Origin of the sequence: Pseudomonas frederiksbergensis, assembly GCF_003732705.1 — a bacterium.
Classification (GTDB): domain Bacteria; phylum Pseudomonadota; class Gammaproteobacteria; order Pseudomonadales; family Pseudomonadaceae; genus Aquipseudomonas; species Aquipseudomonas frederiksbergensis_F.
This window is the reverse complement of record NZ_MOBR01000009.1, coordinates 663,832-688,872: the sequence shown is the minus strand read 5'-3', so window position 1 is coordinate 688,872 and position 25,041 is coordinate 663,832. Positions and strand designations below refer to the sequence as shown.

The following is a 25,041-nucleotide window of genomic DNA, read 5'->3' as shown; positions in this document are numbered from 1 at the left end:
AGCGTGGCGGCAATCAGCAGTTCACGACGCGCGTCGGCTTCAACGCGACGGAATTTTGGAGAGTCGGTGGTCACAAGCGAATCCTTGGGTGCAGTGCCTGGTTGGCGAGCTTAGTTGAACGTGCGTTCAAGTTCCAGCCTCGACGACGGCAATCCAGGGTTTTTTAATGTTCAACACGGGAGGGCAAGCGGATGGCGCAGGATATTTCGTTCAGTGTTCGCAACAATAACGGCGATGCGCTGCGGGTCGGTGCCTGGCGGTTTGAAGGTGATGGCAACGGGCCGAATGTGCACTTGCAGGCCGGGGTGCACGCCGATGAAATTGCCGGGATGCTGGTTCTGCATCTGCTGATGCAGCGGCTAAAAATTGCCGAAGCCGAGGGCAAGCTCAAGAGCCGCGTGACCGTGGTACCCCAGGCCAATCCCTTGGGCATCGGGCAGTTTCGCCAGGGGCGGATTCTCGGGCGTTTTCACGACGCCACCGGGCATAACTTCAACCGCGGGTTTGACGTGTCGGCGGCGCTGGAGCGACCTTCGACCAACGTCCATGAATGGCAAAAAAGCCTGGTGCAACTGGCGGCCACCGCAGACGTGATGCTCGATCTGCACACCGATGACGAAGCCCTGCCGTACCTCTACGTGCACCGCAGTTTCTGGCCCCGTGGCCGTGAACTGGCGGCGGCGATGAAAATGGACGTGGCGATCATCTGGGATGACGGCGGCGACGGTTCTTTCGAAGAAACGATCATTGCGCCCTGGCTGCGTGACGGCGTCACCGCGCGGAAAATGGCCGCGACCCTGGAGTTGCGAGGGCAGGGCGATGTCAGCGACCACTTCGCCGGACAGGATGCGCAAGGCTTGTATGCCTGGTTGTGCGGCATCGGCGCCATCGATGAGGCCACGACGCCGGCTGACTGGCCCGTCGAGAGCATGCAGATGAGCCATATGGAAACCCACCTCGCGCCGCAACCCGGGGTGCTGATTTTCGAAAAGGAACTGGGGGATGTCGTCGAGGCCGGGCAGCGTTTTGCGCGAATCCTCCAGCGCCCCGGCGATCCCGCTTCCGAGGTGGTGTTGTACGCCGAGCAGGCCGGGCGAATGGTGACGCGCTATCGGGATCGGCTGGTGTCACAAGGCATGGTCGTTGCCAAGTTCACCGGCAGCCGGGAATCGCGGCATTGGAGCGGCGGTTTGCTGGATCCGAATTGAGGCCGCGCCCCAAGCGCATTCGAGCGTCGCTCCAAGGCTTTACGGCGGCACTTTGCGTCGGATGACGCGGCGCGAATGAAGGAAATATCTGAAAATTATTTTTCACTTTTGTAACTTTTTGTTTGCTTCACCGCCAAGCTCCGTGGTTATTATCCGGCGGCGCACCAGGCCAAAAGTCTGGCGCCAAAGGGTTGCCATGTGTCTACAGACCCGGCAATCGCAGCCGATCGGGTCCACCCAAGCGCTGTCACCCCTGCGCAGGCCGTTCCCCGTCGTTGACCCTCAAACGAAAGGTGAGGTTTCAATTGGTCAAGCGGTATGCATTCGTCGGTTTAAAGGGCTGGGCGACCGAAGTCGCCACTGTCCCCGTCAGTTCCCCAGCTGTTTGCGATTCACGCCTTGCTGCGCTGTTCGCCAGCCAAATCCCCTGCAACCTTCTGCACGCCACTGCGTCTGCCAACGACGTGGGTCCGCGAGTACGAGCCGCACTATCCCCCTGATTTCGCATGACCGACCCGGCACACAGTGTCGGGCCTGACTGGCGGGTGATGAACGTCCCAGCCAACACACAAAAATAATGTAGTCATGGACGGTAGCCTGATGTTCGACAAATCTTCCTTGCGTGGGACGACCTCCGCGCAGCCCAACGCTTTACCCGAAAATCCATCTGACACCCCGGCACTCGCCTATTGGCGCGAACGGCTGGCCGACGCCCCGGCGTTGCTGGAGTTGCCAGCCGATCGGCCACGGCCGGCGGTGCAGGGCACCCAAATTGCTTCGCACGCACTGGAACTGGATGCGCCACTGACCGAAGGGCTCAAGGTTTTGGGCCAGCGTCACGGCAACTCTTTGTTCATGACGTTGCTCGCCGGTTGGACGGTGGTGCTGGCGCGGTTGTCCGGTCAGCACGAGGTGATGATCGGGGCGCGCACGGGAGATTTAGGCAACACGCTACCACTGCGTCTGTCCCTGACGGAAGCTCCGTCCACGAGCCAATTGCTCGATCACACCCGCGCGGTGCTGCTCGGCGCCGAGGAGCATCAGGACCTGCCGTTCGAACAATTGCTGGCGCACCTCACCCCCGAACACAGCCTTGCTTACCATCCGCTGATCCAGGTGCTGTTTGCCTGGAACCACTCTGAATCACTGCCTGCCGGGTTCGACCTGACGCTGGTCCTGGCCGAAACCGACGGGTGCCTCAGCGGTCATCTGCATTACGCCTCGGCGCTGTTCGACGCCGTGACCATTGAGCGCTTCGCCGGTTACCTGAAGACGGTTCTGCAGCAAATAGTCGCGCAACCCGCCGCTTCGGTGATGACGCTGGAGATGCTCGGCGACACCGAACGCCAGCGTCTGCTGCACGACTGGAACAGCGCCGAGCAGCCGTTCGACGCCAACCAATCCGTACACGGTTTGTTCGAAGCCCAGGCCCTGCGCAATCCCGACGCCATCGCCGTGCGGTTGCACGCTGACGAACTCAGCTACGGCGACCTCAACACCCAGGCCAACCGCCTGGCCCATCACCTGCGCAGCCTCGGCGTCGGGCCGGACGTGCGGGTCGGGTTGTGCCTGGAGCGTTCGCTGGACATGCTGATTGGCGTGCTGGCGGTGCTCAAGGCCGGCGGCGCGTATGTGCCGCTGGACCCGGCGTATCCACCGGCGCGGCTGGCGCACATGCTGGCCGATAGCGCGCCCGTCGTGGTGTTGACCCACGGCCCGGCCTCTGTGGCCCTTGAGCATTCGACGGTCCTGGACATTGCCGACACCCGTCAATGGGCATCGCAGTCACCACACAACCCCGACCCCCACGCTGTCGGCCTGACGCCGCGGCACCTGGCGTACGTGATCTACACCTCAGGTTCCACCGGCACACCGAAAGGCGTGATGGTTGAACACTGTGGCCTGATCGCCGTGAGCGCGGCGTGGGAAAAACTCTACGCCTTGAGAGGTCCCCTCAATCACCTGCAAATGGCCGGTTTTTCCTTCGACGTGTTCAGTGCCGACCTTATCCGCGCGCTGGGTTTTGGCGGCACCTTGGTGCTGTGTCCGCGTGAATCACTGATGGACCCGCCGGCGCTGTATCGCCTGCTGAGCGAAGCACGCATCGGTTTTGCCGACTTCGTGCCGGCAGTGCTTAATCCGTTGCTGGCCTGGGTCGAAGAAACCGGCCACGACTTGTCGTTCATGCGCACCGTGGTCTGCGGCTCGGACATCTGGACCGCCCACAGCGCCCGCCAACTGCGCAGGCTGTGTGGCGATCAGACGCAGATTGTCCAGGCCTATGGCGTCACCGAAGCGAGCATCGACAGCACCTGTTTTGAGTTCAACGCCGCCAGCGTGGCCGAAGGCGTGTTGCCCATCGGCCGAGCGTTGGCCAATACGCGGATTTACCTGCTCGACGCCTTGGGCGCAGCGGTTCCCGTGGGTGTCGCGGGCGAGCTGTATCTCGGTGGCGTCGGTGTCGCACGGGGTTACTTGAACCTGCCGCAACTGAGCGCCGAACGGTTTATCGACAACCCGTTCGTGGCGGGCGAGCGTCTGTATCGCAGCGGCGATCTGGCGCGTTATCGGCCTGACGGCCATCTGGAATTCCTGGGGCGCAATGACTTCCAGGCCAAGTTGCGCGGCCTGCGCCTGGAACTGGGGGAGATCGAAGCGCGTCTGGCGGCAATCGCCGGGGTGCGCGAAAGCCTGGTGCTGTTGCGCCAGGACAGCCTCGGCGAATCGCGACTGGTGGCTTATTACTGCGAAAGCCAAGACGCGGCACTCAGCCCGCGTTTGCTGCGTGAGCAACTGCAAGTCGGCCTGCCGGATTACATGGTGCCCACGGCATTCGTGCGTCTGGATACGCTGCCGCTGACCGCCAATGGCAAGCTTGATCGCAGCACGTTGCCTGTGCCTGGCGCCGAGGCTTTCGATCAGCGTGACTACCAGCCGCCGCAAGGTCCGCTGGAAATCGCCCTCGCCGCCATTTGGGCCGACGTGCTCGGCGTCGGGCGGGTCGGGCGACAGGATCAGTTTTTTGCCCTCGGCGGCCACTCGTTGTTGGTTATGCGGGTGCTGGCTCAGATTCGGCACCAACTCGGTCTGGAAGTGGCACCTTCGGCGCTGTTTGCCGCGCCGGTGCTGGAACAGTTCGCCGAACGCCTGAAACTCAACCAGGACAAGGCTCGCGTGGCGATAGCGGCTGTTGAACGGTCGGGCGCGCAAACGTTGTCGTCTGCCCAGCAGCGCCTGTGGTTCCTCGCACAAATGGAGGGTGGCAACGCGGCGTATCACATGCCGTTGAACCTGCGCTTGCGCGGTCCGTTGCAGGTCGAGGCCCTGGAACGCAGCTTCAATCAACTGGTGGCGCGCCATGAAGCGCTGCGCACCACGTTCATCGCCGTTGAAGGGGAAGGGCGGCAACTGGTCGCGGCGCTTTGGCAGTTCATCAAGCTGCCGGTGATTGACCTGGAGGGTCAACCCGAAGCGCGTCTCACGCAATTGATCGATGAAGAAGGTGCCAAGCCCTTCGACCTGACCCGGGGACCGCTGATGCGTGTCAGCCTGGTGCGGCTGGCGGTGGACGATCATGTGCTGTTGCTGACTCAGCACCACATCGTCTCCGATGGCTGGTCGATGGGCGTGCTCACCCGTGAGTTGGGCCTGTTGTATGAAGCAGCCATTCAGGATCGCGACGATCCGCTGCCGCCGCTGCCCGTGCAGTACGTGGATTACGCCGTGTGGCAACGGCAGTGGCTGACCGGCGACGTGCTGGCCGAACAGAGCCGCTACTGGCGCGAAACCCTCAGCGGCGCGCCGGTGTTGCTGGAACTGCCGGCCGATCACAAGCGTCCGCCGGTGCAGGATTACCTCGGCGGTTTCGTGCCGCTGGTGTTTGACCCGGCGTTGACCGCGCAGCTGAAAGCCTTGTGCATGCAGCAGGGCACCACGCTGTTCATGACCCTGCTGGCGGCCTGGTCGCTGGTGCTGTCGCGCCTGTCCGGGCAAGCCGACGTGGTGATCGGCGTGCCGTCCGCCAACCGCACCCAACAGGAACTGGAAGGGCTGATCGGGTTCTTCGTCAACACCCTGGCGCTGCGCATGACTCGCTCGGGGTCGCCGTCGGTGACGCAGTGGCTGCAACAGGCACGGCGTGTCGCGCTGGAGGCCCAGGAACATCAGGACTTGCCGTTCGAGCAAGTCGTGGAATTGCTCAACCCACCCCGTAGCCTGGCCCACAGTCCGTTGTTCCAGGTGCTGTTTGCCTGGGAGCAGGATCAGGATTCCGATCTCCTGTTGTCCGGCCTTGAGGTCAGCCCGATCGAGAGCAGCCATCACGTGGCCAAATTCGATCTGCAACTGGCGCTTCACGAGCGTGACGGGCAGATTGTCGGTGGCCTGGAATATGCCTCGGGCCTGTTCGAGCCGGGCACGGTGGCGCAGTTCGGCGAGTACCTGCGCCGGGTGCTGACGCAGATGGTCGAGCACCCTGAGCAGCCGTTGACGACGGTCGATCTGCTCAGCGCGCAACAGCATCAACAGATCGTCCACGACTGGAACCGCACCGAGCGCGACACATCGGCCATGCCCGGTTGCGTGGCGCGGTTTGAAGCCGTGGCCCGGCGCACGCCTGAGGCGGTGGCGTTGCTCGCCGATGGCCAGCAACTGAACTATGGCGAACTGAATCAGGCCGCCAATCGACTTGCGCATTACCTGATCGAACAAGGCGTACGTCCCGAGCATCGAGTGGGGTTGTGCCTGGAACGTTCGGCGCAGATGGTCGTCGGTCTGCTGGCGATCCTCAAGGCTGGCGCGGCGTATGTGCCGTTCGACCCGGCGTACCCGAGCGAGCGTCTGGCCTTCATGTTCAGCGACGCGGCGCCGAGATTGTTGCTGACTCAGTCGGCATTACGCGATGTGGCCCCCAGTGACTTGATGCGCTGCTGCCTGGACACCGACGCACAGCGTTGGGCGCACTGTCCGGACACCGATCCGCACGTAAGCGTCAGCCCTGAAAATCTGGGCTACGTGCTCTACACCTCCGGTTCCACCGGACGACCAAAAGGCGTGGCCCACAGCCGCCGCGCCCTGGATAACCTGATCGCCTGGCAACTCGATAACCCGACGACGCCACGCCGAGTGTTGCAATTTGCCTCGCTGAATTTCGACGTGTCGTTCCAGGAAATCTGCAGCACTTTGTGCCAGGGCGCGAGCCTGTTGCTGATGAGCGAAGACAGCCGCAAGGACCTCGCCGCCCTGCGTCCGACCCTGGTGGCTGAAGGCGTGCAGCGGGCATTCCTGCCGTTTGCCGTGTTGCAGCAACTCGCCGGCCTGACCGAGTCCGACGCGCCGATGCCGGCCGGAGGCTGCGAGATCGTCACGGCGGGTGAAGCCCTGCAAATCAACGATGAACTGCGCGGCTTTGTGCGCGGCCTCGGCGCCGCGCAATTGCACAACCAGTACGGCCCGACCGAAACCCATGTGGTCAGCCAGTTCAGCCTTGCGTGCAGCGATGCCGATCACTGGCCGGACGCGCCGCCGATTGGCAGACCGATCGCCAACGCGCGGCTGTATGTGCTGGACATCGACATGAACCCGGTGCCCATCGGCGTGGCGGGTGAGTTGTACATCGCCGGCGCGTGCCTGGCCCGGGGTTACCTGAACCGTCCGGACCTGACCGCCGAACGCTTCGTGCCGGACCCGTTCAGCGCCAAACCGGGCGCGCGCATGTACCGCAGCGGTGACCTGGCGAAGTTTCAGGCCGACGGCAACGTGCAGTACCTGGGACGCATCGACCAACAAGTCAAACTGCGCGGTTTCCGGGTTGAACTCGGTGAGATCGATAGCCTGCTGCAACAGCAGCCCGGCGTGCAGGAAGCCGTGGTGTTGCTGCGTGAAGACGTGACGGGCGACAAGCGCCTGGTGGCTTATGTGGTCGGCCCGGCCTCCAGCGAAACCCTGCGTGCGGAGCTACAACGGCACCTGCCGGAACACATGATTCCAACCGCGTGGGTGTCGATGCCGCAGTTGCCGTTGACCCGCAATGGCAAGCTCGACCGTCAGGCGCTGCCCGCGCCGGAACGCAGCGCCGGGGCCACTTACGTCGCGCCTCGGGATGACACCGAACGGCAGATGGCCGAGATCTGGGCCGAGGTGCTCAAGTGCGAGCGGGTCGGGATTCACGACAACTTCTTCGAACTCGGTGGGCACTCGCTGTTGGCGACACGGATGATCTACGCGATCAACCAGCGCATGGGCGCGCAGTTGTCCCTGAGCAGTCTGTTCAAGACCCCAATGCTGATGGATTTGGCGGCCCAGGTGCAGGCAGGGCGCAACGCTGACACGCGGATCGAGCCGGCCTTCCTTGAGATCGAGGCGGATCGCGATGCGCGGCATGAGCCGTTTCCCCTGACCGATATCCAGCAAGCGTATTGGTTTGGTCGTGAAGCCACGGTCAGCCTCGGCGGCGTCAGTGCCCACGGCTACGAAGAACTGCGCATTCCCGACTTCGACGCCCCGCGCTTCGAGCAGGCGCTGAACCGCATGATCCAGCGTCACGACATGCTGCGCGTGGTGTTCCACAGTGACGGTACGCAGCAAGTGTTGGAACAAGTGCCGACCTACTGCATGCCCCGCAGCGATTTGCGCGGTTTGCCTGCCGAGGTCGCGCAACAGACCCTTGAAGCCACCCGCGAGCGCCAGTCGCACCAAGTGCTGGACGCCAGTCGCTGGCCGCTGTTCGAGTTCAGTTTGTCGTTGCTCGGTGACGGCATCAGCCATTTGCACATCAGCCTGGATGCACTGATCGTCGATGCGGCGAGTACGCAGATTCTCGCTCGCGAGTTGATGGCGTTCTACGTCGAGCCGAGCCTGGTCCTGCCGGAGCCGGGCCTGACCTTTCGCGATTACGTGTTGGCCGAACACCAACTGCGCAGCGGCACGCGCTACGAACAGGCGCTGAGCTATTGGCGCGAACGCGTCACTACCTTGGCACCGGCGCCGGATTTACCGCTGGTGCGCCAGCCGGACAGCATTGCCAACCCGCACTTCACCCGCCGCGACCGTGACATGCCGGCGGCGCAATGGACGCAGCTTAAAGCCGTGGCCAAACAGTTTGCGGTCACGCCGTCGGTGATGCTCTTGACCGCGTTCAGCGAAGTGCTGGCGCTGTGGAGTCGCCAGCCTCGCTTCACCCTGAGTCTGCCGTTGTTCAACCGTTTGCCGTTGCACCCGGACGTCGATGAAATCATCGGCGACTTCACCTCCCTGGTGCTGCTGGAAGTCAGCATTGCCGGGGCCATGAGTTTCACTGACAAGGCCCGGGCGTTGCAGGCGCAGTTGTGGCAAGACATCGATCACTCGGTGGTCAGCGGCGTGCGGGTGCTGCGGGAATTGTCCCAGGCCCGGGGCGTGCAGCAGACGGCGATGCCGATTGTGTTCAACAGCACGTTGTCGGAAGCGGCACCGGAACTGGCCGAATTCAACCTCGCGGATGCGCTGAACGCCAAACACATGCACAGCATTACCCAGACCCCGCAAGTGTGGCTCGACCACACCTTGCTGGAGCTGGAAGGGCGCTTGCTGTTCAACTGGGACAGCATCGACGAGTTGTTCCCGCAAGGCATGATCGAGGCGATGTTCGTCGCCTATAACGCGCTGCTGGATCGTCTTCTGGAACCGCAAGCCTGGGGCGCCAGCACACCGCAACTGCTGCCGTTGGCGCGTCTGCCGGCACCGCTCGATCACCACGACGCGTTGCCGTTGATGCACGAGTTATTCGAGCGTCAGGCCCTCACCACACCCAATGCTGTCGCGGTGATCGCTGCGCAGCGGCAACTCACCTACGCGCAACTGCGGGTTGAAGCACAGCACCTCGGCGCCCGGATTCAGGCCCGGGGCGTGGTGCCTAATCGGCTGGTCGCGGTGATGATGGAACGCGGCTGGGAACAAGTGGTGGCGAGCCTGGCGATTCTGTATGCCGGTGGCGCTTATCTGCCGATTGACCCGACGCTGCCGGCGGAACGGGTGCGGCATATTCTCGAACGGGCCGAAGTGAGTCTGGTGCTGACTCAACCGGCGCTGCTCGGCATCATCGAGTGGCCGGCGCAAGTCAGTGTCATGGCCGTGACTGACGACGTCACGACTGCGCAAGCAATCTTGCAACCGGTGCACGTTGCGCCCACCGATCTGGCCTACGTGATCTACACCTCCGGCTCCACCGGCCAACCAAAAGGCGTGGTGATCGACCATCGCGGCGCGGTCAACACCTTGCTCGACATCAACCGGCGCTTTGCTGTCGGCCCGACGGACCGGGTGTTGGCGATCTCGTCCCTGAGTTTCGACCTGTCGGTCTATGACTTCTTCGGCACCCTGGCGGTGGGTGCGGCAGTGGTGGTCCTTGAACCGCAACTGGCCCTGGACCCGGCGCATTGGCGGGACTTGATCGAACGCCATCAAGTGAGCCTGTGGAACTCGGTGCCGGCGTTGCTCGGCATGTTGCTTGAGTACGTGGAGGGTGAGGGCGGTGCGCTGCCGGCCAGCCTGCGGGTGGCGATGCTGTCCGGCGACTGGATTCCCCTGACCCTGCCGCAACGGCTGTGGGCGTTGCAGCCCTCGGCGCAACTGTTCAGCCTCGGCGGGGCCACCGAAGCCTCGATCTGGTCGATCTGTTATCCGGTGCAGCACGTCGATCCGGCGTGGCGCAGCATCCCGTACGGCAAGGCCCTCGATCACCAGCGCTTCTACGTACTGGACGAAGCGCTGCAAGTGCGCCCGACCTGGGTCGCGGGGCAGTTGTACATCGGCGGTATCGGCTTGGCCCAGGGTTACTGGCGCGATGAAAAACTCAGCGCGGGCAGTTTCTTCCCGCACCCGTTGACCGGTGAACGCCTGTACCGCACCGGCGACCTCGGGCGTTTGCTACCGGATGGCAACATCGAGTTCCTCGGCCGCGAAGACAATCAGGTCAAGGTCCAGGGTTATCGCATCGAGTTGGGCGAGATCGAAGCCGCGCTCAATCGCCATCCCGGCGTGCAAGGGGCTGTGGTGCAAATCCTCGGCAGCACGCTGGGGGAAAAACGTCTGGCCGGGTATGTGCTCAAGGCTGATCCGGCGTTGCAGGCCAGCGACTTCGCCCAGTACCTGGCGGACAAACTGCCGGCGTACATGGTGCCGTCGTCGTTCACTTTCGTGGAGGCCTGGCCGCTGTCGTCCAACGGCAAGGTCGACAAGAAACGCTTGCCGGAACCGTCCCTGGAACAGGAGTCCGGCCCGGCGCTGGAAGTCGATGGGCCACAGGAACATCGGTTGGTGGAGATCGTGCAGGGCGTGCTCAAGCGCGATGCCATCGCCGGCAATGCCAACCTGTTGAACCTCGGCGCAACGTCGATCGACATCGTGCGGATCAGCAACGCACTGTCCAGCGAACTGCGGTTCCGTCCCCACGTCGCGCAACTGTTGGCGCAGCCGACCTTGCTGCATTTGATCGGCATGTATCGCCAAAGCCTGGCGCGCCAGGCACTGGTCAGCAACGCACAACAGCGCGCGAGCAGCCCTGAAGAGGTCATCGAAGATCCGCAACAGCGTGCGCAGTTCAAGGCTGATCAGCGCGGCCGTCGCAGCTTTGACCGGGCGTTGCCGGAGGTGGCGCTGACACTGCCGCAGGGATCGGCGTTCGCCCGGCGTTTCAGCGATTTGCGCTCGGTGCGTCAGTACGGCGCGCAACCGATTCAAACCCAGGCATTTGCCGAGCTGTTGGCGGTGCTCACCCAGGGCCAACTCGACGGTGAAGTGAAATACCAGTTCCCGTCGGCGGGCGGGTTGTACCCAATCCAGGCGTACCTGTACGTCAAACCGGAGCGGGTGCTTGGCGTGCCCGGTGGCGCGTATTACTACGACCCGCGCCAGCATCGGTTGCTGGCCCTCGACAGCGGGGTGCTCGACCCGGATACCTACGACTATTTCGTCAACCGCCCGGTGTACGAGAACGCCGCGTTCTCGCTGTTTTTCATCGCCGACATGGCCGCGATCCGCCCGCTGTACGGCGAACGCAGTCGCGACTTCTGCCACATCGAAAGCGGCGCCATGGCGCAATTGCTGACCATGACCGCCGTCGAGCACGGCCTTGGCCTGTGTGGCGTCGGTTCGATTGAGGAGGCGCAATTGCCGGCGCTGTTCGACCTGGGGCCTAGCCACCAGTTGATCTACTCGATGGTCGGTGGCCTGCGCACCACGGATGAACAACACCGTTCTCAGGTCGAGGCCTTTGCCCCTGACGAGCCCAGTGACGACAGCGACATGGAGGAATTTGAAGTATGAACGCCTATCAATTGCTGGAGCTGTTCGCTCGTCACGCCGTGGTCCTCGAAGTGGACGGCGACAAACTGCGCTGCAAGGCGCCCCGTGGCTTTCTGACGCAAGACATGATGCAGGCGCTCAAGCGCCACAAGGTTGAGCTGATTGCGTTGCTCGGTGGCCAGGACGCGGCGGCGATTCCGTTGCGGGCGGCTGGCGAAGCGAATTGGCCGCTGTCGTTTTCCCAGCGGCAACTGTGGTTTCTCGATCAACTGGAACCGGGCAACGCGTTCTACAACGTGCCCTCGGAGGTGACCCTCAAGGGGTCGCTGGAGGTGCCGCTGCTGGAAAAGGCGCTGAACGAACTGATCCAGCGCCACGAAATCCTGCGCACGACGTTTTGCAGCGTCGATGGCGAACCGCGTCAGGTGGTGCACCCGGCGATGGCGCTTGCACTGGCTGTAACCGATCTACGGGATTCGCCAGCCGCCGAGCGCGAGCAGCAGGTCCAGGCGGCAGTCGATCACGATGCACGGGCGCCGTTCAACCTGGCCACCGGTCCATTGCTGCGGGCCTCGTTGTTGCGCCTGGCCGACGACGAATATTTGTGGCTGTACAGCGTGCACCACATCATCGCTGACGGCTGGTCGATGGGCGTGATCCTGCACGAAGTCGCGACCCTGTATGGGGATTATCAGCGGGGCGAGCCGTCGAGCCTGGCGCCATTGCCGGTGCAATACGCCGACTATGCCTGCTGGCAGCAGCAACGTCTGGGCGGTGATGCGTTGACCGCGCAACTCGATTACTGGCGGCGTACCCTGGCCGATGCGCCGTCGCTGTCCACTCTGCCCGGCGACCGGCCACGGCCGTTGGTGCAGCGTTACGCCGGCGCCACGTTCAGCTCATCCCTGGACGGCAACACGCTGCGAGAACTCAATGGGTTGGCCCGACAAACCCAAGGCACCTTGTTCAATGTGTTGATGGGCGCGCTGGCGGTGCTGATGTGGCGCTACAGCGGCCAACAGGACCTGTGCATCGGCACGCCGTTCGCCAACCGCAGCAGTCCGGAAATCGAGCCGCTGATTGGTCACTTCGTCAACACGCTGGTGATCCGCCAACGTCTGGATCCGCAGCACACCTTCGCCGAACTGCTGCGTGACGTGCGCGGGCAAATGCTCGATGTCCACGCCCATCAGGACGTGCCGTTCGACCGGGTGGTCGAGGCGGTCAACCCACAACGCGATACCGGTCATTCGCCGCTGTTCCAAGTGATGCTGGTGTTGCAGAACACCCCCGGTGGTGCTGTGCAAATGCCGGGTTTGAGCCTGTCCACCTATGGCACCAGCAGCGCCACGTCGAAGTTCGACCTGGCATTTGAATGGGTCGAACGGGAAGGGCGCCTGAACCTGTTGGTGGAATACAACACCGACCTGTTCGACGTGACGACCATTGAGCGCCTGAGCGGTCATTACCGGCAGTTGCTCGAACAGATTGCCCTGGACCCCAAGCAGCCGATTGGCGCTTTGTCGCTGATGGCCGAGGCCGAGCGCGAACAAATCCTGGTGGACTGGAACCGCTCCGCGCCGCTGGCACAACCGGCCGATTGCGTGCACCGCTTGATCGAAGCGCAGGTCGCGCGCGATCCGCAGGCCTGTGCGGTGGTGTTCGAATCCGAAATCCTGAGTTACGCCGAATTGAATGCCCGGGCCAATCGTCTGGCGGCGTATTTGCGCAGCCTCGGTGTCGGCCCGGACGTGCGCGTGGCGGTGTGCGTCGAGCGCTCGCTGGAACTGCCGGTGGCGCTGCTGGCGGTGCTCAAGGCCGGCGGCGCGTATGTGCCGCTGGACCCCAATTACCCGGTCGGACGCCTGAGCCACATGCTCAGCGACAGCACCCCGGCGGTGCTGCTGACCCTTGGCCCGGCGCACTCGATACTGCGCCAGGCGCAGCAAGGTTCAACCTGGGAAGCGCCAGTGCTCGACCTCAAGGCTGATGCCGCGAGTTGGGCCGGGCTGTCGCCCGACAATCCCGACCCGCGCAGCGTGGGGGTGACGGCGGATCACCTCGCCTATGTGATTTACACCTCGGGCACCACCGGGTTGCCCAAAGGCGCGATGGTCGCCCACCGTGGCTTGAGCAATCTGCTGTTGTGGTGTTCGCAGGTGTGCGGCGAAACGGGGGTGATGCTGCACAAGATTCCCTTCGGTTTCGACGCCTCGGCGTGGGAGACCTTCTGGCCGCTGGCCACGGGCGGGCGCTTGGTGGTGGCGCGTCCCGGTGGCCATTTGGAGCCGGGTTACATGGCCCGCGTGGTGCGCGAGCAAAGCGTCACGGCGTTGGTGTTTGTACCGGCGATGCTGCAATTGTTTCTTGAGGTCGATGAGGTCAGCCTGTGTACCGAGCTGACCGACGTCTTCAGCGGCGGCGGTGAGCTGTCGCCAGCCCTGGCCCGGTGTTTTCAGGAACGGCTGCCCCATGCCCGTTTGCATAACGTCTATGGTCCGACCGAAACCACGGTAATCAACAGCGTCTGGACCCTGGAGCCCGGCGCCGAAGTGCCTGCCCTGCAAGTGCCGATTGGCCGGCCCATCGCCAACAACCGCTTCTACGTATTGGATGAGCGCGATGCGCCCGTGCCGGCAGGCGTCACCGGGCAACTGCACATCGGCGGCGTCGGTGTGGCGCGCGGGTATCTGGGGCTGGCGCAACTCACGGCCGAGCGTTTTATCGACAACCCGTTCGTCCCCGGTGACCGCTTGTATCGCAGCGGCGATCTGGCGCGGTATCGCCCGGACGGCCAATTGGAGTTCCTCGGTCGCAACGATTTTCAGGTCAAATTGCGCGGCGTGCGCCTGGAGCTGGGCGAGATCGAAGCGCGGCTGGAAGCGTTCGCCGACATCCGTGCCGCCGTGGTGCTGATGGTTGGTGACACGGCGCAGAACCAGCGGCTGGTAGCGTGCTGTGCGGTGGTTGAGACGCCGGATGAATCGGCGGTGCACGCGCACTTGGCGACGACCCTGCCGAGCGCCGTGTTGCCCAGCGCTTATCTGTGGCTCGACACACTGCCGCTGACCGCCAATGGCAAAGTCGATCGCGTGGCACTGACGAGCCTGGCCGATCAAGACCTGGCCAATCGGCAGGTCAACCTCAGCAGCCCACGGGACCACATCGAACTGACGCTGTACCAGATCTGGAAAGGCTTGTTGCTGGCCACTCAGATTGGCATTCGTGACAACTTTTTCAATGTCGGCGGGACGTCTATTGCGGCGATCAAAATGGCCCATCAGATCGGCCAGGCCTTCGCCGTCGAGGTGCCGGTGCGCGTGGTGCTCGGTTACCCGACCATCGAAGCCCTGGGCGGCTGGTTGCGCGCCGGGGCCAGCCCGGCGGCGGTGCAGAGCAACCTGATCGAATTCCGGCGCGGTGCGGGCCGGCGCAATGTGGTGTGCATTCACCCGGCGGGCGGCACCGCGTTTTGTTACCTGTCCCTGGCCAAAGTGTTGCCGGAGGCCGTGGGTGTCTACGGCGTGCAGTCGCCGGGGTTGAATCCGGGGGAGGCCACCGAGCCGACGGTCGAAGCCATGGCCGACGCCTATTTGCGCTTGATCGAACCGCTGGCGACACAACCGCTGGTGCTCACCGGGCTGTCCTTCGGCGGCCTGGTGGCCTATGAAATGGCCCGGCGCCTGACCGCGTCCGGGCATCGTCACGTGACGGTGGTGCTGCTCGATACCCAAGGCTCCGATGACCCGAGTTTCCGGCAGCAGATCGGCACCGTGGACATGGCCGAGTTCCGCGACAAACTGGTGCGCTTCAATGGCATGTACCCCGGCATCGAAGACGCGCAGGTTGAGCGCTATTTCCACCTCTACAACCACAATCGCCTGGCCATGGCCGGCTACGAATGTGAGCCACGGGCCGGTCGCGTGGTGCTGATTCAGGCCCGGGAAGGCTTCAGCCGCCAGCAGTTGCATGAGCTGCGCGGTTTCTGGCGTCGGCGTGCCGGCGACGGCTACCTGGCGAAACTGGTGAATGGCGGCCACTGGGACATGCTCGAAACCGCTGAAGTGCACCGGGTCTCGCAGACCCTCAAGCAAGAGCTGCAACGCTTCGACGCGCAGGAGGCGAAATGATGAATTCGCAGAACCCACCGATGCTCACGTTGCTCGCCCAATTTGCCGGCCAAGTATGCCGCGATCCCCAAGCCCTGGCGGTGATCGACCAGCACGTACGGTTGACCTACGCCGAACTGGCCAGCGCCAGCGAGCGCATTGCCCGTGGTTTACAGGCCCGTGGCGTGCAACCGGGCGAGTCACTGGCGCTGTGCCTGCCGCGTTCTTGGCAATGGCTCGCGGTGATTCTCGGCGCGTTGAAAGTCGGCGCCGTGGTGGTGCCGCTGGACCGTGCCAGCCCGGCCAAGCGCCTGGACCTGATGCTCGCCGATGCCGCGTGCGTGGGGTTGATTACCCTGGACGAGGAATGGACCCCGACACCCTCGCTTTGGCAGACGAGTGTCGAGGCACTGCTGGACCACCCGGACCAACCGTCACAGCCCTTGGCAGATACCTTTGCCGACGTCAGTTTCCTGTTCTACACCTCGGGCACCACCGGCACCCCGAAAGCGGTGGAAGTCGGCGAACGGGGCCTGCTGCGCCTGACTCAAACCGCAGGCTATATCGAGATTCGTCCGGCGGACCGTTTTGCCTGCCTGTCGAATCCGGCCTTCGATGCATGCAGTTTCGAGCTGTGGGCGCCGCTGCTCAACGGCGGTTGCTGCGTGATGATTGCCGATCACGACCTGCTGGACGCGCAACGTCTGGCCCGGGTGTTGGAAGAGCAGCGGGTCGATAACCTGTTCATGACCGTTTCGCTGTTCAACACCTTGAGCGCGGAGTGTCCTTCGTGTTTCGTCAGCCTGCGTCAGGTGCTGATCGGTGGCGAGCAAATCAGCGCCGTTGCCGTGCGTGCCTGGTACCGGGCGAATCCTGACAGTGATTGCCAGATCTTCAACGTCTACGGCCCCACCGAATGCACCACGTTTGCCTTGTGCTACCCGATTTCCCGGGACTTCAACGGCCTCGCGGTGCCGATTGGCCGGCCATTGCCGGACACCGGCGTGCGAGTGCTGGATGCGCAGCAACGACCGGTGGCGGTCGGTGAAGTCGGCGAGCTGTACCTGAGTGGCAGCGGTGTTGCCCGTGGCTACCGCAACCGTGCCGAAGACACTGCTCGCAGCTTCGTGCGCCTGCCCGAACTCGACGGTGGCGCCCAGGTGCACTACCGAACGGGTGATCGGGTGCTGGTCAACGCCGAAGGGCTGATCGAGTACGTGGGTCGGGTTGACCGACAGGTGAAGGTCCGTGGTTTCCGTATCGAACCGGGGGAGGTGGAGCTGCAGATTCTGCAGCATCCACAGGTGGCGCAGGCCTACGTCTGCACCCGGCGCCTGGCGGCTGAAGATCATCAGTTGCTGGCGTTTATCGTGCCGCGCGATAGCTTGGAATACGCTGAGTTCGACGCCCATCTGCACGCCAGACTGGCGTCCTACATGCGCCCGCACCAAGTGTTTTTGCTGGAGCGTCTGCCGCTGACCGCCAATGGCAAGATTGACCGCGACAGCTTGCTGGCACAACCGTTGACGCCATGGCGGCCAGCGGTCGAGGAGAGTGACGGCGACGTTTCGCCGGCGCTGAGCTGGTTGCTGACGCAGGTTCGCACCTTGCTGGGCCAACCGACCTTGGGCGCCCACGACGACTGGCTCGGCAGTGGCGGCGACTCGCTCAAGGCCATGCGCCTGCGTTCGGCGATTCGCACGCACTGGCAGCGGGAAATCGCCATCGCTACGTTGTTGAGCGAGCCGTTTGCGGCGCTGGCTGAACAGCTGAGCGGCGATCAAGTCAGCATGCCTGTCTATCCTCCCGCACCGGCAATCAGCAGCGCACGCCGTCTGCCGGCCACCGCCGAACAACGCCGTTTATGGCTGATGCAACAGCGCACACCCACATCGACCGCTTATAACGTGCCGCTGATTCTGCACCTGGTCGCGGGTGTCGATGTGCCTGCGCTGGCGCACGCCGTGGGGCAACTGGCGGCGCGTCATCCGGGGTTGCGCACGGCGTTTGAGTCCGGCGCTGATGGCCTCGATCAAGTGATTGCCGAACACGGCCCGGTTTGCCGCACGTTCGAGCCGGGGCAATTTGCCGAAGACACCTGGCAAGCCTTCGCGACGCTGGTGTTCGGTACGCCGTTCGATCTGACCACGCCGACCCTGTTCCAGGCCTGGCTGCTGCCGTTCGCCGATGGCAGCTGTCGGCTGCTGCTGAATCTGCACCACATCATTGTCGATGGCTGGTCGATGAACCTGTTGTTCGATGACCTCACACATTTGTATGAAGACGCCGTGCAGGGTCGCGTCAGCCGTGAACCGAGCCCACGGCTGACGGCACTGGAATTTGGCCTGTGGCAGGGCCAGTGGAGTGTCAGCCCGCATTACCGCGACCAGCGTCGGGTCTTGGCGCAATTGCACCGCCAGCAGGAAGCGCCGTCGCCCGCACTAATGCCGATGCGTGCCGTCAGCCCGGAAGCGCGGTTGTATCGCGAACCCTTGGGCGATCTGCGCAGCGCTGCCCTGGAGCGCTTTTGCAGCCAACAACGCCTGACCCGTTTTGAAGTGCTGTTCAGTGTGTTCGCCTGGAGCCTGTACGCCCTGACCGGGTGTGAACGGCCACGGATCGCCAGCCCGGTGTCCAACCGGCCGTTGGCGGAATTCGAAGCAACGTTGGGCATGTTTGCCAACACCGTGCTGATTCCAACCGCTGTCGACAATGCACTGGCGCTGGGCGAGCAATTGCGCCGCCAGACCGCCACCGTGCGCGAGGTGTTGGCGTTGCAAGACGTGGCCCTGGCGGATCTGGTGGAAGACCTGCGGTTGTCGTCGGGCACGCCGTTGTTCGATTTTATGTTCGTGCTGGAAAACACCGATTACGCCGCACTGGCCATTTCAGGCTTGCGGGCGACGCTGGAGTTCAGCGAGCCGTTACAGGCCAAATGCCCGCTGACCTTGCTCGTGGTGGGCACTGAATGTTGGTGGGAATACCAGTGCAGCTATTTCGATGAAGCGCAGATGCGCGCGGTGAATGAACTGTTTTGCCGTGGCCTCGACTTGCTGCTGGATACCCCGGCGGCGACCCTCGACGATTTGCTCAGTCCTTATCGCCGCCAACTGCCGCCGGCCAGTGAAGGCGTCAGCGGCTCACCGCCGTTCAACACCTTGGCCGACTGGTTCGAGCATCAGGTTCTTTGCACGCCCCACGCCACCGCGCTGGTCGCGGGACAGCAACGCCTGAGTTATGGCGAATTGAATGGGTTGGCCGACACGTTGGCGGCGACCTTGATTGAATGCCATCCACTGCCGATTCAGGAAAACCCATCGCTGCATGTGGTGCTGTTCCTCGAAGCCTCGGTCGAACATATCGTTGCCTTGCTGGCCTTGGCCAAACTCAACCTGACCGCCGTGCCGCTGGACCCTGGCTATCCGCTTCTGGTGCAGCGCCAAGTGCTGGAGCAGGCGCAACCCCATTGCGTGTTGTTCAGCACCGCAACCGAGGCGGCGCTGGAAAACCTCAACGTCAGCCGCTTTGCCCGACATCGGGTCGATCTGAGCACTGAAGCCCAACCGTTCGAACGCCCGCGTCACGACGCTGAACGTGCCCTTTACACGCTGTTTACCTCCGGCTCCACCGGCACGCCAAAAGGTGTGCAAGTGCCGGATCGTACCCTGTGCAACCTGCTGCAATGGCAGCGCACCGAGGGTCAGTTGCCGGCGAAATCGGTGACCTTGCAGTTTTCCATGCTGTCGTTCGACGTGTCGTTTCAGGAGATCTTCGGCACCTTGTGCGGCGGTGGCACCTATCACCTGATCACGCCGCGTTGGCGCCAGGATGCCCAAGCGCTGTTGGCGTATCTGCTGGAGGCGCGGATCGAACGTTTGTTCCTGCCCTGCGTAGCGTTGCAGCATCTGGCGCAAACCGCTGTCGCCCACGGCGTATACCCGCCGGCGTTGCGTGAAGTAGTCACGGCGGGGGAGCAATTGCTCTGCACCGATGCATTGAAAACCTGGTTCAGCGGTCTGCCGCTGGCGGCGCTGTTCAATCACTACGGCCCGACCGAAACCCACGTCGTCAGCGCCTACCGCTTGCCGGCAACCGCCCGTGACTGGCCGCTGCGGGCACCGATTGGCCAAGCCGTCGCCAACGCCCGACTGCTGTTGGTGGACGAACACGACCGGCCGGTACCGAACGGCAGCCGTGGCTACCTGCTGGTGGCGGGGCCGATGATTTCCCGCTGTTATCTCGCGGACCCGGCGCTCAACGTGACGCGGTTTATCGAATTGCCTCAAGCCGATGGCGTCACCCGGTTGTTCTATCGCACCGGCGACCTGGCCTGGGCCGATCCACAAGGTTGCCTGCATTACCTGGGGCGTGACGACCAGCAGATCAAACTCAGCGGTCATCGCCTGGAACTGGGGCAGATCGAAGCGGCGCTGATGCAGGTTCCACAAGTGATCAATGCGCTGGTGACGGTCCAGGCCGATCCGCCGAGTTTGATCGCTTATCTGCAACTGGAAGGCGAGCCGGCGACGGCACAGACGCTGGATCGTCAGGTGGCCCGGCAACTGCCGGCCCACGTGCGCATCGACGAGTATCGACGGATCGACGCCTGGCCGCGCACGCCCAGCGGCAAAATCGACCGCAAGGCCTTGAGTGGGCTGGGCGAGGCGCTGGAACGGCGGCGCTCGACGCCACCGGCCATTCCGCTGAGCGGGCTGGAGCAACAACTGAGCGCGCTGTTCAGCGCCGTGATCGGCCGAGAGATCGAACCCGATCAAACCTTCTTCGAAGCCGGCGCCACCAGCCTCGGCCTGATGCGTCTGCACGCCCGTTACAACCAGGAACTGCCGCACACAGTGGCGATGGCTGATCTGTTCGAACAGGTGACCGTGCGACGGCTCGCGGCGCATTTGTCCGCCGCGCCATCGACCCCGACCGAGCGTGTCCGCCACGCCGATGTCGGCCAGCAACCCATGGCGATCATCGGCATGGCGGTCAACGTCGCCGGGGCGCAGAACCTTGATGAGTTCTGGAACATGGTTCAGGGCGGCGAGTTGGGGATCGAGCATTTCGAGGCGTCCGATGGGCGCGTCGGTGCCCGCAGTCAGCTCGCCGGGATGCTGGATTTCGACCCCGAGTATTTCGGCATCAGTCGCCAGGAAGCGCGCCTGATGGACCCGCAACAGCGGCATTTGTTGATGGCTTGTGTGCAGGCGCTGCAACACGCCGCGATCGCGCCTTCTGCTGAAGGCCCGCGCATCGGCCTGATTGCCAGTTGTGGCGAAACCACTTACTTCCAGCAGATGTTGCGCGAGACCGCCGAAGGTGCTTTGCCGGACGGCTTCCAGATGGCGCTGCACCACGACAAGGACTTCCTGGCGACCAAAGCCGCCTACCATCTCGACCTCACCGGCCCGGCCATGAGCGTGCAGGCGGCGTGCGGCAGTTCGTTGATTGCCGTGCACCTGGCCAGCGCAATGCTGCGCCAGGGTGACAGCGATGTGATGTTGGCGGCCGGTGTGCTGATCGACCCGACGTTGACCGACGGCTATCGCCATCGCTCGCAGCACATTTTTTCCAGTGATGGCCTGTGTCGGCCGTTCAGCGACGACGCCAGCGGCACCATCGGCGCCAGTGGTTACGGCGTGGTGGTGCTCAAGCCTTTGGCTCGGGCCCGAGCGGATGGCGACCGGATCTATGCGCTGGTCGAAGCTTCGGCACTGAACAACGATGGCCGGGGCAAGATGAGTTACACCGCGCCCTCGGTGGCCGGGCAGAGCGCAGTCATCCGCGAGGCCTTGGGCAAGGCCGGGTTGACCGGCGCTGACATCGGCTACATCGAAGCCCACGGCACCGGCACTTTATTGGGCGACCCGATTGAGGTCGCGGCGCTGAGCAAGGCGTTCGGTGATGCCCCGGCAGGCGGTTGCGCGTTGGCCTCGGTGAAAAGCCAGATCGGCCATTTGGGCGCGGCGGCGGGGGTGGTGGGGCTGATTCGCGCCAGCCTCGCGGTGTTCCATGGCGTGGTGCCGCCGAACCTCGGCTTTGGCCGGATCAACCCGCAAATCGACCTGGAACATTCACCGTTTTACATACCGACCACGTCGCGGCCATGGCCAGCAGGTCGTCGGCGCTTGGCGGGGGTCAGCAGCTTTGGCATCGGCGGCACCAATGCCCATGTGATTGTCGGTGCCGCGCAGCAGCAGGAGATTGTGGCGGAGGATGCGGTGCCGCTCCTGATGATTTCGGCCCACAGCCGTGCGGCGTTGCTGCGGGATATCGCGGCGATCCAAGGGTATTGGGATGCTTTTCCCGAGCGTCGCGAAGCGCTGCTGAGTCACCTGCAATCCGGTCGCCGTCAATTGCGCTGGCGCTTTGCAATGCTCTGCCAATCCGCTGACACGTTGCTTGTAAACGCTGCGTCGATCAAGGAAATCACGGCCTCCAGTGTGCGCCTGAAGGCCAATGAACATTCAACCCAGGCGCTGATGGACGCGTGGTACGCCGGTGCAACCATCGACTGGCCACGGCGCTCGGCGCCACCACCCTGGAATCTGCCGCCATCATCCTTTGATCTGGAAACCTTTCGGTTCCAGGCTGCAACGGTGGCTGAACCCGAAAAGGCGATGGCCATCGAGCGACAACCGTTGGCCGACTGGTTCTACCAACGGCAATGGGTGCGCGTCCGACGCCTGGACACGGCGGCGATTGTTGCCCAGCGTGAAACCCTGGTCTTCTGCAGCAACGATGCGCCTGACGCGACGTTGCTGGAGTGCCTGAATGGCGTTTATCAGCGGGTGATTCAGGTGCGCGCGGGGAATGGCTTCAAGCGACTCGGTACGGATCGTTTCGAGCTTGACCCACTGGACGTCCAGGCCTTGACTCGCTTGCTCGACGAAGTGGTTGAGTCAGTGCCAGGCGAACTGGACTGGCTGCATGCCTTGCCGCTGTCGGTGACGGGCGCGGTCAATGAGCAAAGCCTGGCGGCGGCGCAGTGGGCCGGTCTGGACACGGTCAGTGCCTTGATGCAGGCGTGGGGACAAACTTCGCGCACGACGACCCTGCGGTTGTGGCTGATGTCGTGGCAGGCGTGTCCGGTGGACGGCGAAGTGGCGCGCCCCGAACTCGCGGCGCTGGCCGGAATCACCGAAGTGCTGCCCCAGGAATACCCGGTGCGCTGTCACTGGCTGGATTGGCCATCGTCCCGATTGGGCGCGCAGGAACTGGCGACGTTGCTCGCTGATCCGGCGTCTTTGCCTCGGCGCATGGCAGTTCGCGGCGCTTACCTGTGGCAACCACGATTGATGGCCAGCCCATTGCCGGAAATGGCATCGACGCCGAATAAGCTGCCCACCGACGGCACGTTCCTGGTGTTGGGTGGCACGGGTGGTATCGGTCGCACATTGTGTGAACACCTGTTGCAGGCCCCGCAACGACGCATCGTCGTGCTTTCCCGTGGCGGTGAATTGCCGGCGGCGCTGGCGGCGTATGGCGCGCGGATCGACAGCGTCCAGGCCGACATCGCCGACCTGGCCCGTTGGCCAGCGGTGCTCGAGCAATTGGCCCGGCGTTACGGAGGTTTTGCCGGGGTGATTCACGCTGCCGGTGTCGGTGCGGGCAGTCTGATTCGCCAACGTGACGCCCGGCAACTGGGCGAGGCCATGGCGGCCAAGACCCGTGGCATGCTCGCGGTCGAGGCGTTGATTGAAGCGATGCAGCCCGGATTTGTCCTGTATTGCTCATCAATGTCAGCGTTATTCGGTGGCGCGGGGCATATGGATTACGCGGCCGCCAGCGCGGTGCTCGACGGCTTCGCCCATTACCGCCCGAACGCCGCCGGCAACTGCGTGCGCCTGGGCATCAACTGGGACATCTGGCGCGACATCGGCATGGCCACCACCAGCGGCACCGGCGACGTCGCACACCAGGAACACCTGACGGTCGGATTGTCGGCGCAGGAAGGTTGTCGGGTGTTCGACCTGGCCATGGCAACGCAACTGCCCCAACTGCTGATCTCGACCACCGGCATCGATACTGCGCGGCGTTTTTATCCGGTTCGACATGGCGCTGCAATTGCGCCGGTCAACGTGCCGCAGGTGTTGGATCTGCACAGCCATCTGCACGACTGCCTGTGCAAGTGGCTCGGCGTGACTGCCCTCGATGACGACGATTCCTTGTACGAACTGGGGGCGGATTCGCTGACGTTGCTCGACCTGATCGATGAACTGCAAGCGGCCACCGGCGAGGTGTTCCAGCTCTCGCAGTTCAGTCACAAGGTCAGCCTGCAAGAGATCCTGGCACTGGTGGATGCTGCCGCTGTCTGTGTGACGGCAACGGCGCCAAACACTTGGGCCGATGCGGTGCAGATTGATCAGTGGCACGCGGGTGCCGGCCGTGAGTGGCTGTACCTGATTCACCCGGTGGGCGGTGATGTTCAGGCTTACCGGGAACTGGTCTCGGCGCTGCATCCTGATCTGGGTGTGCGGGTGATCGCCGATCCGGCGTTGCGTCTGCCGGACTTGCCGAACATCAGCCTCGCCGAGCGCGCGGCCCTTTACCTGGAAACGGTGCAGGTCCGGGACGTCAACGCTGGTGTCTGGCGCCTGGCGGGATGGTCATTCGGCGCCTGGGTGGCGCAGTCGATGTGCAGCCTGGCGCAGCAATCCGGATTCAGGCAACCGCTGCTGTACCTGATCGACCCGCCCGCGCCGGATGCTGGCGCGGAACTGGCGAGCATTGATGATCAGGCGATCGAGCAGGTGTTCCAGCGCGAATTTGCCCAGCGTTGGCCTGATGCTATCGGCCGGGCATTGCCGGAAGACCGACAAGCCTATTTGCAGCGCCTGACCCGTTGCTGCCACCACAACATCACCAGCATGGGGACCTTCCAGCCACCGCCGTTGGCGACCACCTCCGTGCGCATGTTCATCGCGGCACAAGCCAACCCCTACGGCGTAGGCAGTGCCTGGAATGTCGAAGACCTCAAACACACCTGGCAGGGATTGTTCCCGCAGTTGCTGAGCTGGCAACTGCTGGACACCGACCACTACGGCATCGTCGCGGGCCAGTGGGCACGGATGATTGCCGAAATAATCAGCACCGATTCGCAACCCGAGGAGGGCGATCAGCATGAGTGAGACCAACCCGCAATTCGATGTGGTACGCAACGACGAAGGCCAGTACTCCCTGTGGCCGGTGGGCAAGCCGATGGCCAATGGATGGACCGAGGTGGGGCAGCGCGGTGAGCGGCAGGTTTGCCTGGATTACATCGCTGAACACTGGAGCGATATGCGGCCGCGGTCGCTTCAGCATTGAACATCGTCACCCCCTGTGGGAGCGGGCTTGCTCGCGAATGCGGCGGCACAGTCAACATTGATGTCGCCTGACACACCGCTTTCGCGAGCAAGCCCGCTCCCACAGGGTTTGGTGATCGGCCATTCAAATAA

General features: G+C 63.6%; 5 protein-coding genes. All 5 read left to right on the top strand.

The genetic code is table 11. From position 1 onward, the window contains the following. Positions 1 to 191 precede the first annotated feature (191 nt). The gene (locus BK667_RS14275; protein WP_123597989.1) at positions 192 to 1,208 is read left to right on the top strand and encodes a M14 family metallopeptidase; all 1,017 of its coding nucleotides are present in this window, start codon (positions 192 to 194) and stop codon (positions 1,206 to 1,208) included. Positions 1,209 to 1,808: 600 nt separating this feature from the next. Beyond that, complete coding sequence (locus tag BK667_RS14270) at positions 1,809 to 11,510, top strand: non-ribosomal peptide synthetase (protein WP_123597988.1); 9,702 nt, start codon at positions 1,809 to 1,811, stop codon at positions 11,508 to 11,510. Further along, complete coding sequence (locus tag BK667_RS14265; protein ID WP_123597987.1) at positions 11,507 to 15,619, top strand: non-ribosomal peptide synthetase; 4,113 nt, start codon at positions 11,507 to 11,509, stop codon at positions 15,617 to 15,619. Before BK667_RS14270 ends, BK667_RS14265 begins: the two co-directional genes overlap by 4 nt. Continuing rightward, positions 15,616 to 24,732 (top strand): non-ribosomal peptide synthetase, encoded by a 9,117-nt coding sequence (locus BK667_RS14260; RefSeq protein WP_123597986.1) that lies wholly within the window; start codon positions 15,616 to 15,618, stop codon positions 24,730 to 24,732. Before BK667_RS14265 ends, BK667_RS14260 begins: the two co-directional genes overlap by 4 nt. After that, positions 24,725 to 24,910 (top strand): MbtH family protein, encoded by a 186-nt coding sequence (locus tag BK667_RS14255; protein ID WP_123509460.1) that lies wholly within the window; start codon positions 24,725 to 24,727, stop codon positions 24,908 to 24,910. The genes BK667_RS14260 and BK667_RS14255 overlap by 8 nt, the downstream gene beginning before the upstream one ends. The last annotated feature ends 131 nt before the right edge of the window (positions 24,911 to 25,041 follow it).

What these genes read in the sequence shown, in the direction of transcription:
- BK667_RS14270 (WP_123597988.1), top strand. Translation starts at nt 1,809, where the DNA reads ATGTTCGACAAATCTTCCTTGCGTGGGACGACCTCCGCGCAGCCCAAC.
- BK667_RS14255 (WP_123509460.1), top strand. Translation starts at nt 24,725, where the DNA reads ATGAGTGAGACCAACCCGCAATTCGATGTGGTACGCAACGACGAAGGC.
- BK667_RS14265 (WP_123597987.1), top strand. Translation starts at nt 11,507, where the DNA reads ATGAACGCCTATCAATTGCTGGAGCTGTTCGCTCGTCACGCCGTGGTC.
- BK667_RS14275 (WP_123597989.1), top strand. Translation starts at nt 192, where the DNA reads ATGGCGCAGGATATTTCGTTCAGTGTTCGCAACAATAACGGCGATGCG.
- BK667_RS14260 (WP_123597986.1), top strand. Translation starts at nt 15,616, where the DNA reads ATGATGAATTCGCAGAACCCACCGATGCTCACGTTGCTCGCCCAATTT.